The sequence below is a fragment of the Pandoraea sp. genome (assembly GCF_004297875.1).
Classification (GTDB): Bacteria; Pseudomonadota; Gammaproteobacteria; order Burkholderiales; family Burkholderiaceae; genus Pandoraea.
In genome coordinates, this window is the sequence record NZ_SCSK01000006.1 from 43,487 (window position 1) to 57,143 (window position 13,657).

General features: G+C 62.7%; 10 protein-coding genes. 5 read left to right on the plus strand and 5 right to left on the minus strand.

The window, feature by feature from the left end:
* Positions 1-30: 30 nt before the first annotated feature.
* The 5 genes from EPN80_RS02475 (at position 31) to EPN80_RS02495 (ending at position 7,588) form a co-directional block, all read left to right on the plus strand.
* A complete protein-coding gene (locus tag EPN80_RS02475; RefSeq protein WP_293023254.1) occupies positions 31-3,810 on the plus strand; it encodes a nitrate reductase subunit alpha in 3,780 nt (1,259 codons plus the stop codon).
* Positions 3,807-5,348, plus strand: a complete 1,542-nt coding sequence (narH, locus tag EPN80_RS02480; RefSeq protein ID WP_293023256.1) for a nitrate reductase subunit beta — start codon at positions 3,807-3,809, stop codon at positions 5,346-5,348. Before EPN80_RS02475 ends, narH begins: the two co-directional genes overlap by 4 nt.
* A 29-nt stretch (positions 5,349-5,377) precedes the next feature.
* Positions 5,378-6,034 (plus strand): nitrate reductase molybdenum cofactor assembly chaperone, encoded by a 657-nt coding sequence (gene narJ, locus EPN80_RS02485; RefSeq protein WP_293023258.1) that lies wholly within the window; start codon positions 5,378-5,380, stop codon positions 6,032-6,034.
* Between the two features lie 69 nt (positions 6,035-6,103).
* Positions 6,104-6,790 (plus strand): respiratory nitrate reductase subunit gamma, encoded by a 687-nt coding sequence (gene narI / locus EPN80_RS02490; protein ID WP_293023261.1) that lies wholly within the window; start codon positions 6,104-6,106, stop codon positions 6,788-6,790.
* A gap of 15 nt (positions 6,791-6,805) precedes the next feature.
* Positions 6,806-7,588: a peptidylprolyl isomerase gene (locus EPN80_RS02495; protein ID WP_293023262.1), complete on the plus strand. Its 783-nt coding sequence runs from the start codon at positions 6,806-6,808 to the stop codon at positions 7,586-7,588.
* A gap of 33 nt (positions 7,589-7,621) precedes the next feature.
* Here the strand turns inward: EPN80_RS02495 and EPN80_RS02500 are convergent, their stop codons facing one another.
* The 5 genes from EPN80_RS02500 to zwf all read right to left on the minus strand — a co-directional run bounded on the left by EPN80_RS02500 (position 7,622) and on the right by zwf (position 13,619).
* Positions 7,622-9,121, minus strand: coding sequence for an AMP nucleosidase (locus tag EPN80_RS02500; RefSeq protein WP_293023264.1), 1,500 nt, complete (start codon positions 9,119-9,121; stop codon positions 7,622-7,624).
* 112 nt (positions 9,122-9,233) lie between these two features.
* Positions 9,234-9,443: a dodecin gene (locus tag EPN80_RS02505; protein WP_293023266.1), complete on the minus strand. Its 210-nt coding sequence runs from the start codon at positions 9,441-9,443 to the stop codon at positions 9,234-9,236.
* A gap of 112 nt (positions 9,444-9,555) precedes the next feature.
* A complete protein-coding gene (locus EPN80_RS02510; protein WP_293023268.1) occupies positions 9,556-11,487 on the minus strand; it encodes a bifunctional transcriptional regulator/glucokinase in 1,932 nt (643 codons plus the stop codon).
* The gene (gene pgl / locus EPN80_RS02515; RefSeq protein WP_293023270.1) at positions 11,462-12,145 is read right to left on the minus strand and encodes a 6-phosphogluconolactonase; all 684 of its coding nucleotides are present in this window, start codon (positions 12,143-12,145) and stop codon (positions 11,462-11,464) included. The genes EPN80_RS02510 and pgl overlap by 26 nt, the downstream gene beginning before the upstream one ends.
* Positions 12,146-12,149: 4 nt before the next feature.
* Entirely contained in the window at positions 12,150-13,619 is a 1,470-nt protein-coding gene (gene zwf, locus EPN80_RS02520) for a glucose-6-phosphate dehydrogenase (protein ID WP_293023274.1), read from the minus strand.
* Positions 13,620-13,657 lie beyond the last annotated feature (38 nt).

The window sequence follows — 13,657 nt, forward strand, 5'->3', positions numbered from 1 at the left end:
CCCACCCGTAGGCAACGACCTGAGATACCTATGAGCCATTTTCTGGATAGATTGCGCTACTTTTCCTCGGCCCGGCCCAAATTCTCCGACGGTCATGGGATGACCACCCAGGAAGACCGAAAATGGGAAGACGGTTACCGGCAACGCTGGCAGCATGACAAAATCGTCCGCTCGACCCACGGTGTCAATTGCACCGGCTCGTGCTCGTGGAAAATTTATGTCAAGAACGGCATCGTAACCTGGGAGACCCAGCAGACCGACTATCCGCGCACCCGGGCCGGCATGCCGAATCACGAGCCGCGCGGCTGCGCGCGCGGCGCCTCGTATTCCTGGTACCTGTACAGCGCCAATCGCCTCAAATACCCGCTGGTTCGCAGCGCGCTGCTCACGCAATGGCGCGAGAAGCGGCTGAGCCTGGAACCGGTCGAGGCATGGCGATCGATCGTCGACGATCCCAGGGCGCGCGCCTCATACGTGCGGCGTCGCGGCCTGGGAGGCTTCGTGCGCGCAAGCTGGGACGAGGTCAACGAGATCGTCGCCGCGGCCAACGTGCACACCATCAAAAAATATGGCCCCGACCGGATCATTGGCTTCTCGCCGATTCCAGCGATGTCGATGGTCTCGTACGCAGCGGGCAGCCGCTATCTCTCGCTGATTGGCGGCGTCGGACTGAGCTTCTACGATTGGTACTGCGATCTGCCGCCTGCCTCGCCGCAAACATGGGGCGAACAGACTGACGTACCGGAATCGGCGGACTGGTACAACAGCACTTTCATCATGATGTGGGGCTCCAACGTACCGCAGACCCGCACGCCCGACGCACATTTCATGACCGAGGTACGCTACCGCGGCACCAAGGTGGTTTCGGTATTCCCCGACTACGCCGAAGGCGCGAAGTTCGGCGATATCTGGCTGCACCCCAAGCAAGGCACTGATGCGGCGCTGGCCCTTGCGATGGGGCACGTCGTACTCAAAGAGTTTCACGTGGCCGCCAAGAGCGAGTATTTCGCTGAATACTGCCGCCGCTACACCGACATGCCCCTGCTGGTGCGCGTGGTAAAGCAGGGCGATCATTACGTGCCGGAGCGGATGCTGCGCGCCGCGGAATTCGACGACGCGCTCGGCCAGGACAACAACGCGGAGTGGAAGACTGTAGCGTTCGACGAAGTGAGCGGCAAACCGGTGGCCCCGCTCGGATCGATCGGCTTTCGCTGGGGCCAGAAGGAAGGCGGCGACGCCGGCAAATGGAACCTCAAGGAAGAGGACGCGCAAGGGCAGCGGATTCGCCCGGCGATGTCGTTCGTTGCAGCGCATGACGCGGTGGTCGATGTCGCCTTCCCCTATTTCGGCAACGTCGAGCATACCCACTTTGCCCACACCGGCCACGACAGTGTGCTGCCGCGCCGCATCGGCGTGCGCAAACTGCAAACGCGCAATGGCGAAGTGCTGGTCGCCACCGTGTATGACCTGTTCGTGGCCAACTATGGCGTGGACCAGGGGCTCGGCGGTCCGAACGTCGCCGGCAGCTTCGACGACGACGTGCCATACACGCCGGCCTGGCAGGAAAAGATCACTGGCGTCAAACGCCAGGACGTCATCGCCGTGGCGCGCGAGTTCGCCGACAATGCGGATAAAACGCAGGGCAAGTCAATGGTGATCCTCGGGGCCGGCCTGAACCACTGGTTCAACATGGACATGAGCTATCGCGCGATCATCAACCTGCTCGTCATGTGCGGCTGCATCGGCCGCTCGGGTGGCGGCTGGTCGCACTACGTCGGCCAGGAAAAGCTCCGCCCGCAGACCGGCTGGCTGCCGCTGGCATTCGGCACCGATTGGTATCGGCCGAACCGGGCCATGAACGGCACATCATTCTTCTACGCGCATACCGATCAATGGCGCTACGAAACAATGAAAATCAGCGATCTTCTGTCACCGCTGGCAGGACAGCCAGCGCTCTCCGACAGCCCGATCGATTACAACGTGCGCGCCGAGCGCATGGGGTGGCTACCCTCCGCGCCGCAACTCAAGACCAATCCGCTCGATATCGGACGCGCGGCCGGCGCGGCCGGCGCCGCCGCCTATGTTGCGCAGGCGCTCAAGGACGGCTCGCTGGAAATGTCCTGCGTCGACCCCGATGCGCAGGAAAACTTCCCGCGCAACCTGTTTGTCTGGCGCTCCAATTTGCTTGGATCGTCGGGCAAGGGACATGAATACTTCCTCAAGCACCTGATTGGCGCGGAACATGGCGTGCAGGGCAAAGACCTGGGCGCGAGCGCGGGCGTTCTACCCAAGGAGGTGAAGTGGCACGACCAGGCGCCGGAAGGCAAGCTTGATCTGATCGTGACGCTGGACTTCCGCATGTCGACCACGTGCCTGTACTCGGACGTCGTGCTGCCGACCGCAACCTGGTACGAGAAGGACGACATGAACACGTCCGACATGCATCCGTTCATTCATCCGCTGTCGGCGGCCGTCGATCCCGCATGGCAGGCCAAAAGCGATTGGGATATCTACAAAGACATCGCGCGCGAATTTTCCGTACTGGCCCGCGGTCATTTGGCGGTCGAGCAGGACGTGGTGCTCTCGCCGCTGCAGCACGATAGCGCGGGGGAGATCGCGCAAAACGGCGAAATCGCCGATTGGGGACATGGCGAATGCGAGCCGATTCCGGGCAAGACGATGCCCAACGTGACGGTCGTCAAACGGGACTACCCGAACATTTACCGACAATTCACCTCGGTCGGTCCGCTGCTGGATTCGCTGGGTAACGGCGGCAAAGGCATCAACTGGCAAACCGGCGACGAGATCGAGCAGTTGCGCGACCTGAACTCCGCGGTCACCGACGAGGGCATCTCGCAAGGCCGGCCACAGATCCTTTCGGGCATTGACGCCGCCGAAGTCATTTTGTCGCTGGCGCCGGAAACCAATGGTGGCGTGGCGGTCAAGGCCTGGCAAGCGCTGTCGGCCCGCACCGGGATCGACCACACGCACCTCGCGCGCGCCAGAGAAGACGAACGCATCCGCTTTCGCGACATTCAGGCGCAACCGCGCAAGATCATCTCGTCGCCGACCTGGAGCGGTATCGAGTCCGAGCATGTGTCTTACAACGCCGGTTATACCAACGTGCACGAACTGATTCCATGGCGCACCCTGTCGGGGCGCCAGCAGCTCTATCAGGATCACCTCTGGATGCGCGATTTCGGCGAGGCGCTGTGTGTCTACAAACCGCCGGTCGACACGCGCAGTATCGGTGAGCTGGCCGGCGGACGCTCGAACGGCAACCCGGAGATTGCGTTGAACTTCCTGACACCGCATCAAAAGTGGGGAATTCACAGCACCTATACCGACAATCTGCTGATGCTCACGCTCTCGCGCGGTGGCCCGATCGTCTGGATCTCGGAAGTCGACGCCAGAAAAATCGGCGTGGTCGACAACGACTGGATCGAGGCGTTCAACGTCAACGGCGCGCTGGCCGCGCGCGCAGTGGTAAGCCAGCGCATTCCGTCCGGCGCGGTATTCATGTATCACGCGCAGGAAAAGATCATCAATACGCCCGGCACCGAAGTCAGCGGCGTGCGCGGCATTCACAACTCGGTGACCCGGGTGCTGCTGAAGCCGACCCACATGATCGGCGGCTACGCGCAACTGTCCTACGGCTTCAATTATTACGGTACGGTCGGCGCCAATCGTGACGAGTTCGTCATCGTCAGGAAAATGGCGACGGTCGATTGGAAAGACGGCTCGTCCCCTACTCGAATGCCCGCACCGGCGCTGGCATCGACCCATAGCCGGTCAGGAGAAAAGCAATGAAAATTCGCGCACAAATCGGCATGGTCCTGAATCTCGACAAATGCATCGGCTGTCATACCTGCTCGGTCACCTGCAAGAACGTCTGGACCTCGCGCGAGGGCATGGAGTACGCGTGGTTCAATAACGTCGAGACCAAGCCCGGCATCGGTTATCCGAAAGACTGGGAAAACCAGAATCGCTGGCAGGGTGGCTGGAAGCGCAAGGCGAATGGCAAGATCGACCTGCGTGCCGGCAGCAAATGGCGTGTTCTGGCGAACATTTTCGGCAACCCGAATCTGCCGGAAATCGACGACTATTACGAACCGTTCACCTTCGATTATGCACATCTGCAGGAAGCGCCGGCCAGCAAGGGCAGCCCGGTGGCCCGCCCGCGCTCGCTGATTTCCGGCGAGCGGATGGAAAAAATCGAGTGGGGTCCGAACTGGGAAGAGATTCTCGGCGGCGAATTCGAAAAGCGCAAACAGGACTACAACTTCGATCAGGTGCAGACCGACATCTATGGCGAGTTCGAAAACACCTTTATGATGTACCTGCCCAGGCTTTGCGAGCACTGCCTGAACCCGGCCTGTGCGGCTTCCTGCCCTTCCGGCGCGATCTACAAGCGCGAGGAAGACGGCATCGTACTGATCGACCAGGACAAATGCCGGGGCTGGCGGATGTGCGTATCGGGCTGCCCTTACAAGAAAATCTATTACAACTGGCAAAGCGGCAAATCGGAGAAATGCATTTTCTGCTATCCGCGTATCGAAGCAGGCCAGCCGACGGTTTGCTCGGAAACCTGCGTGGGCCGGATCCGCTATCTTGGCGTGCTGCTCTACGACGCCGATCGCATCGAGGAGGCAGCCTCGGCCGCCGATCCGCAGGACCTGTACGAGGCCCAGTTGTCCATTTTCCTCGACCCCAACGATCCGGCGGTGCGCGAACAGGCCGAGCGCGACGGCGTGCCGGCAAGCTGGCTCGAAGCGGCGCGCCATTCGCCGGTCTACAAGATGGCCATGGAGTGGAAGATCGCCTTCCCGCTGCACCCCGAATACCGGACCTTGCCGATGGTCTGGTATGTGCCACCGCTCTCGCCGATCAATGCCGCAGCCAATGACGGACGCCTCGGCATGAGCGGCCTGCTGCCCGATGTCGATGCGCTGCGCATCCCGCTGCGCTATCTCGCCAACCTGCTCACGGCTGGCGACGAAGTTCCTGTGAAGCTCGCACTCAAGCGTCTGCTGGCCATGCGCGCCTTCATGCGCGAGCGTCATGTCGAACGCCGCGAGACGCCGGCGCTGCTCGACGATGTCGCACTGGATGTCGCTCAGGTCGAGGAAATGTACCGGTACCTGGCAATCGCCAACTACGAGGATCGCTTCGTGATTCCGACCGCGCATCGGGAATATGCCGAGAACGCCTTCGAATTGCGCTCTTCGTGCGGATTCTCGTTTGGCAACGGATGCTCCGGCGGCACCAGCGAAGGCAGCCTGTTCGCCGGTAACAAGGGGCCGTCGGCTCAACGCAAAACGATTCCGATACAGATGGTGGAGAAATGATGGCTCAGCATAATCGGTTGATATTAAGCATGCTCAGCGCCCTGCTCGACTACCCCGATCGAGCGCTTCTCGACTCGCTTGGCGAGATCCGCGCCACGCTGTGCGACGCGGGAACGCTGCCGCCCGGCGTGCGCGCGAACCTGGGCACGCTGCTCGATCAATTATCGACCCGGACGCTCATCGAGTCACAGGAAGACTACGTCGATATCTTTGATCGCTCTCGCACCGCGTCGCTCTATTTGTTCGAGCACGTGCATGGAGAATCGCGCGAACGCGGCCAGGCGATGGTCGATTTACTGACCACCTACGAGGCGCACGGACTGACACTGGGCAATGGTGAGCTACCCGACTATTTGCCAGTGTTCCTGGAATTTCTGGCTCAACTCGATCACGACGAAGCGCAAGGCCTGCTCGGCGAAATCAGTCACATCGCGAGCAATTTGGCGAATTCTCTGAGCGCCCTGGGCACGCCGTATGCGGCGGCTGTCGATGCCGTGCTCGCGCTCACTGGCGAAATCCGCCAGCCAGACGCCGCTGCGCAAGCCGCGAGTGAGTCAGCCGAGCCCGACCACGAGGCGCTCGACCGTGACTGGGAAGATCCGCCGGTAAGTTTTCTGGGCGCACCAGACACGTTGGGGGCGACGCCACAGCCCGTGCATTTTTATGAAAAACGGCCCGCTCGATAGCCAGGCCGCCATCGGTGAGCGGCATCGGCAGTGCCGCCCGGATCGCAATTTTTTTGTTGGAGCAGTTCCATGAGCCCGCACTTCGTCAACGCCTTCCTGTTTGGCATCTATCCTTATATCTGCCTCGCGGTATGGCTGATCGGCAGCCTGATCCGCTTCGATCGCGAGCAATACACATGGAAAAGTGATTCATCCCAGTTGTTGCGGCGACGCCAATTGCGACTCGGAAGCAATCTGTTTCACTTTGGTGTGCTGATCGTGGTAGCCGGACATTTCGCCGGTTTCCTTGCGCCGCATTGGATGGTGTCTCCGTTCCTGAATGCTTCCCAGCACCAGCTGATCGCCATGGTCGGCGGCGGCAGCGCTGGCATCGTCGCCATCATCGGTCTGTCGATACTGCTCTACCGTCGCTTGTCCGACCCGCGCATTCGCGTCAACAGCACCCGCGCCGATATTATCGTTTTGCTGGCATTGTGGATTCAGCTCGCGCTCGGCCTGGCAACGGTGCCGCTGTCGCTGGCACATATGGACGGCATCATGTTCGAGACGCTGAGCGACTATGTCAAGGGAATCGTCACATTTGCCCCCGGCAGCTCAGACCTCCTGGTGGGTGTGCCGCTCGTCTACAAAACCCATATCGCGCTGGGCTTCACGATCTTCCTGATCTCGCCTTTCACCCGCCTGGTGCATATCTGGAGCGGCCTGTCGACGCCAGCGTACCTCGTCCGTCCGCATCAAATCGTGCGCAAGCGCTAACCGAAGGAGACTCTCATGTCAGACATCAATGTCTCCCGCGGCAATGAACTCGCCGTCAACGGTGTCGTGATCGACGCCGGCGCGATCGCCGAGGAATCCCTCGCCCACGCGGATCAGCCCGACCCCGAGCAGTCGGCCCGACGCGCCCTGGTGGTGCGCGAACTGCTCAGGCAAAAAGCGCTGGCTGCGGGGATCCTGACTGACGACGCGGCATTGGACGATGCTGTCATCGACCGGCTACTGGCGATGGACTGCGCGATGCCCGAACCGTCCGAAGAGGAATGCTTGCGCTACTACACGGCAAACCAGAAGAAATTCCGCAGCCCTGACATCGCTTTCGTACGTCACATCCTTTTCGCCGTAACAGCAAACGCTGCAATGACCCAGGTGCGCGCACGCGCCGAGCAAACGCATCGTGAATTGGCGCAGCATCCCGAACGCTTCGATGAGTTGGCCAAATCCCTCTCCAATTGCCCATCGGGGCAGGTCGGCGGCAATCTGGGCCAGTTGACCCGCGGCGAGAGCGTGCCGGAATTCGAGGCGGCCGTATTCGACAGCGAGCGCACTGGCCTGTTGCCCGGTCTGGTCAACACGCGCTATGGCTTCCATATCGTCGCTGTGGAGCGGCGCGCGCCAGGTGCCACGCTGCCTTTCGACACCGTGCGGGAAGCAGTCGGTCAATACCTCGCGGCGCACGTGCGGCACCAGTCGATCCGGCAGTACCTGACGGTGCTGGCGTCGGCGGCCGAGCTCAAGGGCATTGCGTTCGACCTGCAATCGGGCCCGTTGCTGCAGTGAGCCCCTGGCGTTCCGGCCGGGCCGACCCGCGGCCTACTGGAACGCCACTTCGGCGAAACTCCGCAGCTTGCGGCTGTGCAACCGGTCCAGGCCGTTGCCGCGCAGCAGCTCCATTGCTTTGACGCCGATTTTCAGATGCTGGTCGACACGCTCGCGATAAAAGTGATCGGCCATGCCCGGTAGTTTGAGCTCACCATGCAGCGGCTTGTCCGACACGCACAGCAGCGTGCCGTACGGAACCCGGAAGCGAAAGCCGTTAGCGGCAATCGTGGCGCTTTCCATATCAAGCGCGATCGCGCGACTCTGACTCATGCGTTGCACCGGTTCGCGATGGTCGCGCAGCTCCCAGTTGCGGTTGTCGACCGTCACCACGGTGCCGGTGCGCATCACGCGCTTGAGCTCATAGTCGTCGAGCTGCGTGACCTCGGCTACCGCGCGCTCGAGCGCCACCTGCACCTCGGCCAGCGGCGGCACCGGTACCCATAGCGGCAAATCGGCGTCCAGCACATGATCTTCTCGCACATAGCCATGCGCCAGCACGTAATCACCGAGTCGCTGGGAATTTCGCAAACCGGCGCAGTGCCCCAGCATCAGCCACGCATGCGGACGCAGCACGGCAATATGATCGGTAATGGTTTTGGCGTTGGATGGCCCGATGCCGATATTGACCATCGTGATGCCCGCGCCATCGGGACGCACCAGGTGATACGCCGGCATCTGCGGCAAGCGCTTGACGGGGGTTCCCTCGGCCGGCCGCGCACCCAGGTTGGCATTCCAGTGAATCACGTCACCGGGTTCGACGAACGCGGTGTACTGGCTGCGATATTCGCGCAGCGCCGGATCGGCGCTCACACTCATCAATTCTCGGCCCAGTGCGATGAATTCGTCGATATAGAACTGGTAATTGGTAAACAGCACGAAATTCTGGAAATGCTGGGGCGACGTTGCCGTGTAATGCCGTAAGCGGTGCAGCGAATAATCGACACGCGGCGCGGTGAACAACGCCAGCGGATTAGGGCCATCGGCGGATTCGGGGTGGGTGCCGTTGACGATGCCATCGTCCATGCTCGCCAGATCGGGCACGTCGAAGGCGTTGCGCAGCACGCGCAGATGGCTCTGGTCGAGATCGCCCTCGAGATAAACACCCTCCTCGAACGCAAAATGAATCGGAATCGGCTCCTCGCTCACGCCAACGTCGAAAGCAACGTGATGGTTCTGGGCCAGCCGGCGCAATTGCTCGCCGTAGTAATTGCCGAACAGATCGGGGCGGGTCACGGTGGTCTGGTAAGTGCCCGGCCCCGACACAAAGCCATATGACAGGCGCTTGTCGAGCGCGGTGATATCTTCGGTAGTGATGCGCACGAACGGATAAAACGCTCGCACGCGCTGCTCCGGCGCGCGGCCGGCGGAAAAGCGCGCGAATGCGGCGCGCAGGTGCGCCGTATTGACATCGTAGATTTCCTTCAGGTACGCCACTGCGGCAACCGGGTCGGCAATCGTCCGGGTCGCATGGTTGGGAGTTTTCTCGCGCATTCGGAATCCTTGGCAATACAACCGCCGGGCTTCGGCGTGCGCTTATTTTGACACGGCAAGGTCGCGCCAGGACAAAACCCCGCCAGGCGTATTCATGCCTGCCGCACGCGCGTTACTCGTCCAGCCGCATGCCGACCTTGAGCGTGACTTGCCAGTGCGCGACCTTGCCGCCTTCGATATGGCCGCGCGTATCGACGACCTCGAACCAGTTCAGGTTGTGCAACGTATCTGAAGCCTTGCTGATGGCCCGCTGCACCGCGTCCTCGATCGACGTCGACGACGACCCGGTCAATTCGATCAGCTTATAGACGTGATTTGACATGACACTCCTCCTGGATGGCCGCGATGACGGCCGATTCGTTTCAGCGTAGGCCAGTGTCGCGCCTCATGCAACCGGAATCAACCATGAGTCACGCCGATTCGCTGGCACTGTGCTATACCGCTTCGCCGCTTGCCGTGCCGTGACTGAGCCACTCGAGCACCGCGTCGGCCGCATCGCGCGCGGCGTTGGCCAGCGTCCCGCTGCGGCCATCCTCGCCGTGACCGGCGCCATCGAGCACCGGCGATGCCTTGCGAATCGCCACGCCGACCGCGAGGATATCGATCATCAGCAAATGCAGGATGCGCGAGATCATCGACAGGTGCGAGTCGCGCATTTCGAGGTGATCCGTCTCGAGTGCCACACTCGCCTTTTTGGCCAGCGGCGTGCCGCGCGTGGTGAGCGCAATGACGCTGGCGCCCGCATGCAGCACCTGGTCGGCCAGACGCAGCAACTCTTCGGATTTGCCGGAATTCGACACCATCACGACCACATCGCCTTGCCGCAGCAGGGCAGCCGACGCCGCCTGAAGATAAGGATCATGATACGCAATCGTTGGGATGCCGAACCGAAAGAATTTATAATGCGCGTCCTGGGCGACGATACCGGAATTGCCCAGGCCATAGAACTCGATGCGATGCGCCCGGTGCAGGCGGTCGATGGCCTGCTCGAGAGCATCGAAATTCAAATGCTCACGCATTTGCAGGATCGCCGACATGGTGTTATCGAGCACCTTGCTGCCGAAATCCGACGCGGCGTCGCCCAGGCGCACGCGGCTTTGTCCGACCGGCAGCGAGCCGATCAGCTCGCTGGCCAGCTTCAGCTTGAAATCGGTCAGCCCCTGGCAGCCGAGCGATCGGCAAAAACGGATCACGGTCGGTTGGCTGACATTGGCCCTGCGGGCGATTTCACCGACCGGGTCGCCGATCAGCGTACGCGGGTGATTGATCACGAGGTCGGCCACGCGCCGCTCCGCTGGGCTGAGCCTGCCGTGCATATGCTGCACCCGCTCCACCAGTGCGCCGCCCGGTGTGCCGCTGCGCAGATGATCGGCCAGGATCGCCGACACGCCCAGGAAAGCCGGATATGGGTCAGTGATGACAAACGTCGGCACCTGCGCCAGGTAGTCGGTGAAACGTCCCTTGGCCTCGAAGCGGGCGCGAAATGGCGAGCGCGCGAAGTAGTCGCCCAGATGCGGCACCACGCCGCCGCCGATGTAGACACCACCGCGCGCGCCGAGCGTGATGGCAACATTGCCCGCGAAGGTACCGAGCATGCCGCAGAAGCACTCGACCGCTTCCATGCACAGATCGCACTGCCCAGCCAGTCCCCGCTTGACGATGTCGGCGGTCTCGAGCGGCTCAGCCGGACGCTGGTGCTGCGCCGCCAGCGCCTGATACACCAGCGCGATGCCCGGCCCCGACACAAGCCGCTCGAACGAGACATGCTCGTGAGTCTGCCAGGCATACTGCAGGACGGCGAGTTCGCGCGCATCGGCCGGCGCGAAATTCGCGTGACCGCCCTCGCTGTCGAGCGGTATCCAGCGCTCGCCAGCCGGCACCAGTCCGGAGGCCCCCAGTCCGGTGCCCGGCCCGAGCACACCGATCGCACTGCCGGGGCGCGCGTTGCCGCCGCCCACCTGCGTGCGCTGGCGCACATCCAGGCGCGGTACTGCCATCGCCAACGCAGTGAAGTCATTGACCACCAACAGCGTATCGAGCGCGAGCGCCGTGCGGGTTTGCTCGATCGAGAAGCGCCAGTTGTGATTGGTCATCGCAACTTCGTCGCCGTCGATCGGCGTGGCGATTGCCACGGCCGCATGCGCGACGCGCGCGCCATCGAGCGCGTCGGCGGCGTCTCGCAGGTACGCCTGGATCACCTCGGCCAGTCCGGCATAATCGGCGCACGGATAGACTTTGATATGGTGCCATTGCCCCGGCTCGAATTCGAGGGCAAAGCGCGCGTTCGTGCCTCCAACGTCGGCCAGCAAACGGGGGGCGCGCACCCGGCCCCCGGCGGGTTCATGCTTCGGTGCACCAATAGACATCCAGCGTCACTCCTTTATCGCGACTCAACCGGGAAATCGCGTTATCTTGATCGAGCTCGGCCGCGGCGCACAGCACGTCGCGCTTGGCCGGGCCCTGAATCAGCAGAAACAGCCGGGCGCACTCGCGCAACGCGGCAAGCGACCAGCTCACGCGCGCATGGGGTGCCCCCGCTGGCTCCACGAACACGAAGCGCGCCTCGGTATGGCGCGCCTGCGGCCATTGCGGCGCATCGGCAAACAGCGACGCGGTGTGTCCGTCGAGTCCCATGCCGAGCACGCACACGTCGGGTTGCCGGTACGGGAAATGATCGTTCAACTGCTGCACCTGCTCAACCGCTGATCGGCTCATGTCCACCAGCGGCAGCCAGCCCGCGGCCTCCGCGCCCGCCTGCCGAAGGCACTCGCGCAGCAGCCGCGCGTTGCTGTCTGGATCGCTGTCGGGCACCCAGCGGTCGTCGGCCAGCGTCAGATCGATGCGCTCCCACGGCAGGCCGGCGTGCGCGAGCCGGCGCAGCAAAGCGCGCGGGCTGCTGCCGCCCGATAGCGCCAGCAGCGCGCGCGGCTGGTGCTCCAGCACGTCGTGCAGCGCTCGGACCAGCGCGGCGCACAAGCCCTCGGCCTGGGCCTCGATCGTGTCGAAATTTCGCCAGATCAACATGATTTCAGTTTTCCTCCTCCAGCCAGCAGGTGCCATGTTGCGCCAACAGCGCGCTCGACGCCGCCGGCCCCCACGTCCCGGCCGAGTACAGTTTTGGCATGCGCGCGCTGGCAGTCCAGCCGGTCATGATCGGCTCGACCCAGCGCCACGCCTGCTCCTGCTCGTCGCGCCGCACGAATAGCGCCAGACGACCGTGGATCACGTCGAGCAGCAGCCGCTCGTAGGCGTCCATGCTGCCGGCCTTGAAAAACTGGTCGAACGCCAGATCCAGATGCACGCTTTGCAATTGCATCCCTTCGCCAGGCTGCTTGGCCAGGCAATACAGCCGCATCGATTCGTTCGGCTGGAGGCGAATCACCAGCCGGTTGGCGCCGGCGCGCAACGACGCTTCACCCATCAGCGCATACGGCACCGGTCGGAAATTGATCACGATCTCGGCCACGCGCTCGGCCAGGCGTTTGCCGGTGCGCAGAAAAAACGGCACGCCGGCCCAGCGCCAGTTGTTGATTTCCGCCTTGAGCGCCACGAACGTTTCCGTGCGGCTGTCAGCGGCCACGCCGGGCTCACGCGTGTAGGCCGGCACCGATGCCCCGCCGCTCAGGCCGCTCTGATATTGGCCGCGCACCACCAAGTGGTTGACTTCGTCGACGGTAATCGGCTTGAGAGCGCGCAATACCCGTAGCTTCTCGTCGCGCACCGGATCGGCGGCCATCGAATGCGGTGGCTCCATGGCGACGATGGCCAACAATTGCAGCAAGTGGTTTTGCACCATGTCGCGCAACGCGCCGGTTTGATCGTAGAAATCTCCTCGCCCCTCGACACCCAGTTCCTCGGCGATCGTGATCTGAATATTCTCGATCCACTCTCGGCGCCACAACGGCTCGAACAGCGCATTGCCGAAGCGCAGCGCCTGCAGATTTTGCACCGCCTCCTTGCCGAGGTAATGGTCGATCCGGTAGATCTGCTGTTCGCTGAAGATCGCCCCGACCGTGTCGTTGATCTCGCGCGATGACCGCAGGTCATGGCCGAGCGGCTTTTCCAGCACGATCCGCCCGCCATCGTGCAGCCCCGCCGCGGCCAGTCCCTTGCATACCGGCTCGAACAGCGCCGGGCCGGTCGCCAGGTAAAACACCCGGCCGTCGGGCTTGCCTTCCAGTGCGTCGCGCAATTGCGTGAAATCGTCCTGGCAGGCCAGATCGAGCGCGACATAGGTCATGCGTCCCAGGAAACGCTGCCAATCGTCCTCGTCGAGCCGCGCTATGTCGAGATGGGGGCGCACCTGCTCCTGCGCCCAGGCGCGGTAGCCGTCGGAGTCCAGCGACTTGCGGGCGACCGCGACGATGTGGCCGTCGTCGGACAATTGCCCGGAGCGGTGGGCACGATACAGGGCCGGCAGCACCTTGCGCAGCGACAAGTCGCCAGTGGCGCCGAATAGCACGAAAGTGAAAGAGGGGGTGATATTCGTCGAAGCCATGGGAACAGGGTCTATGTAGTTAAAAAAGAACATTTTTG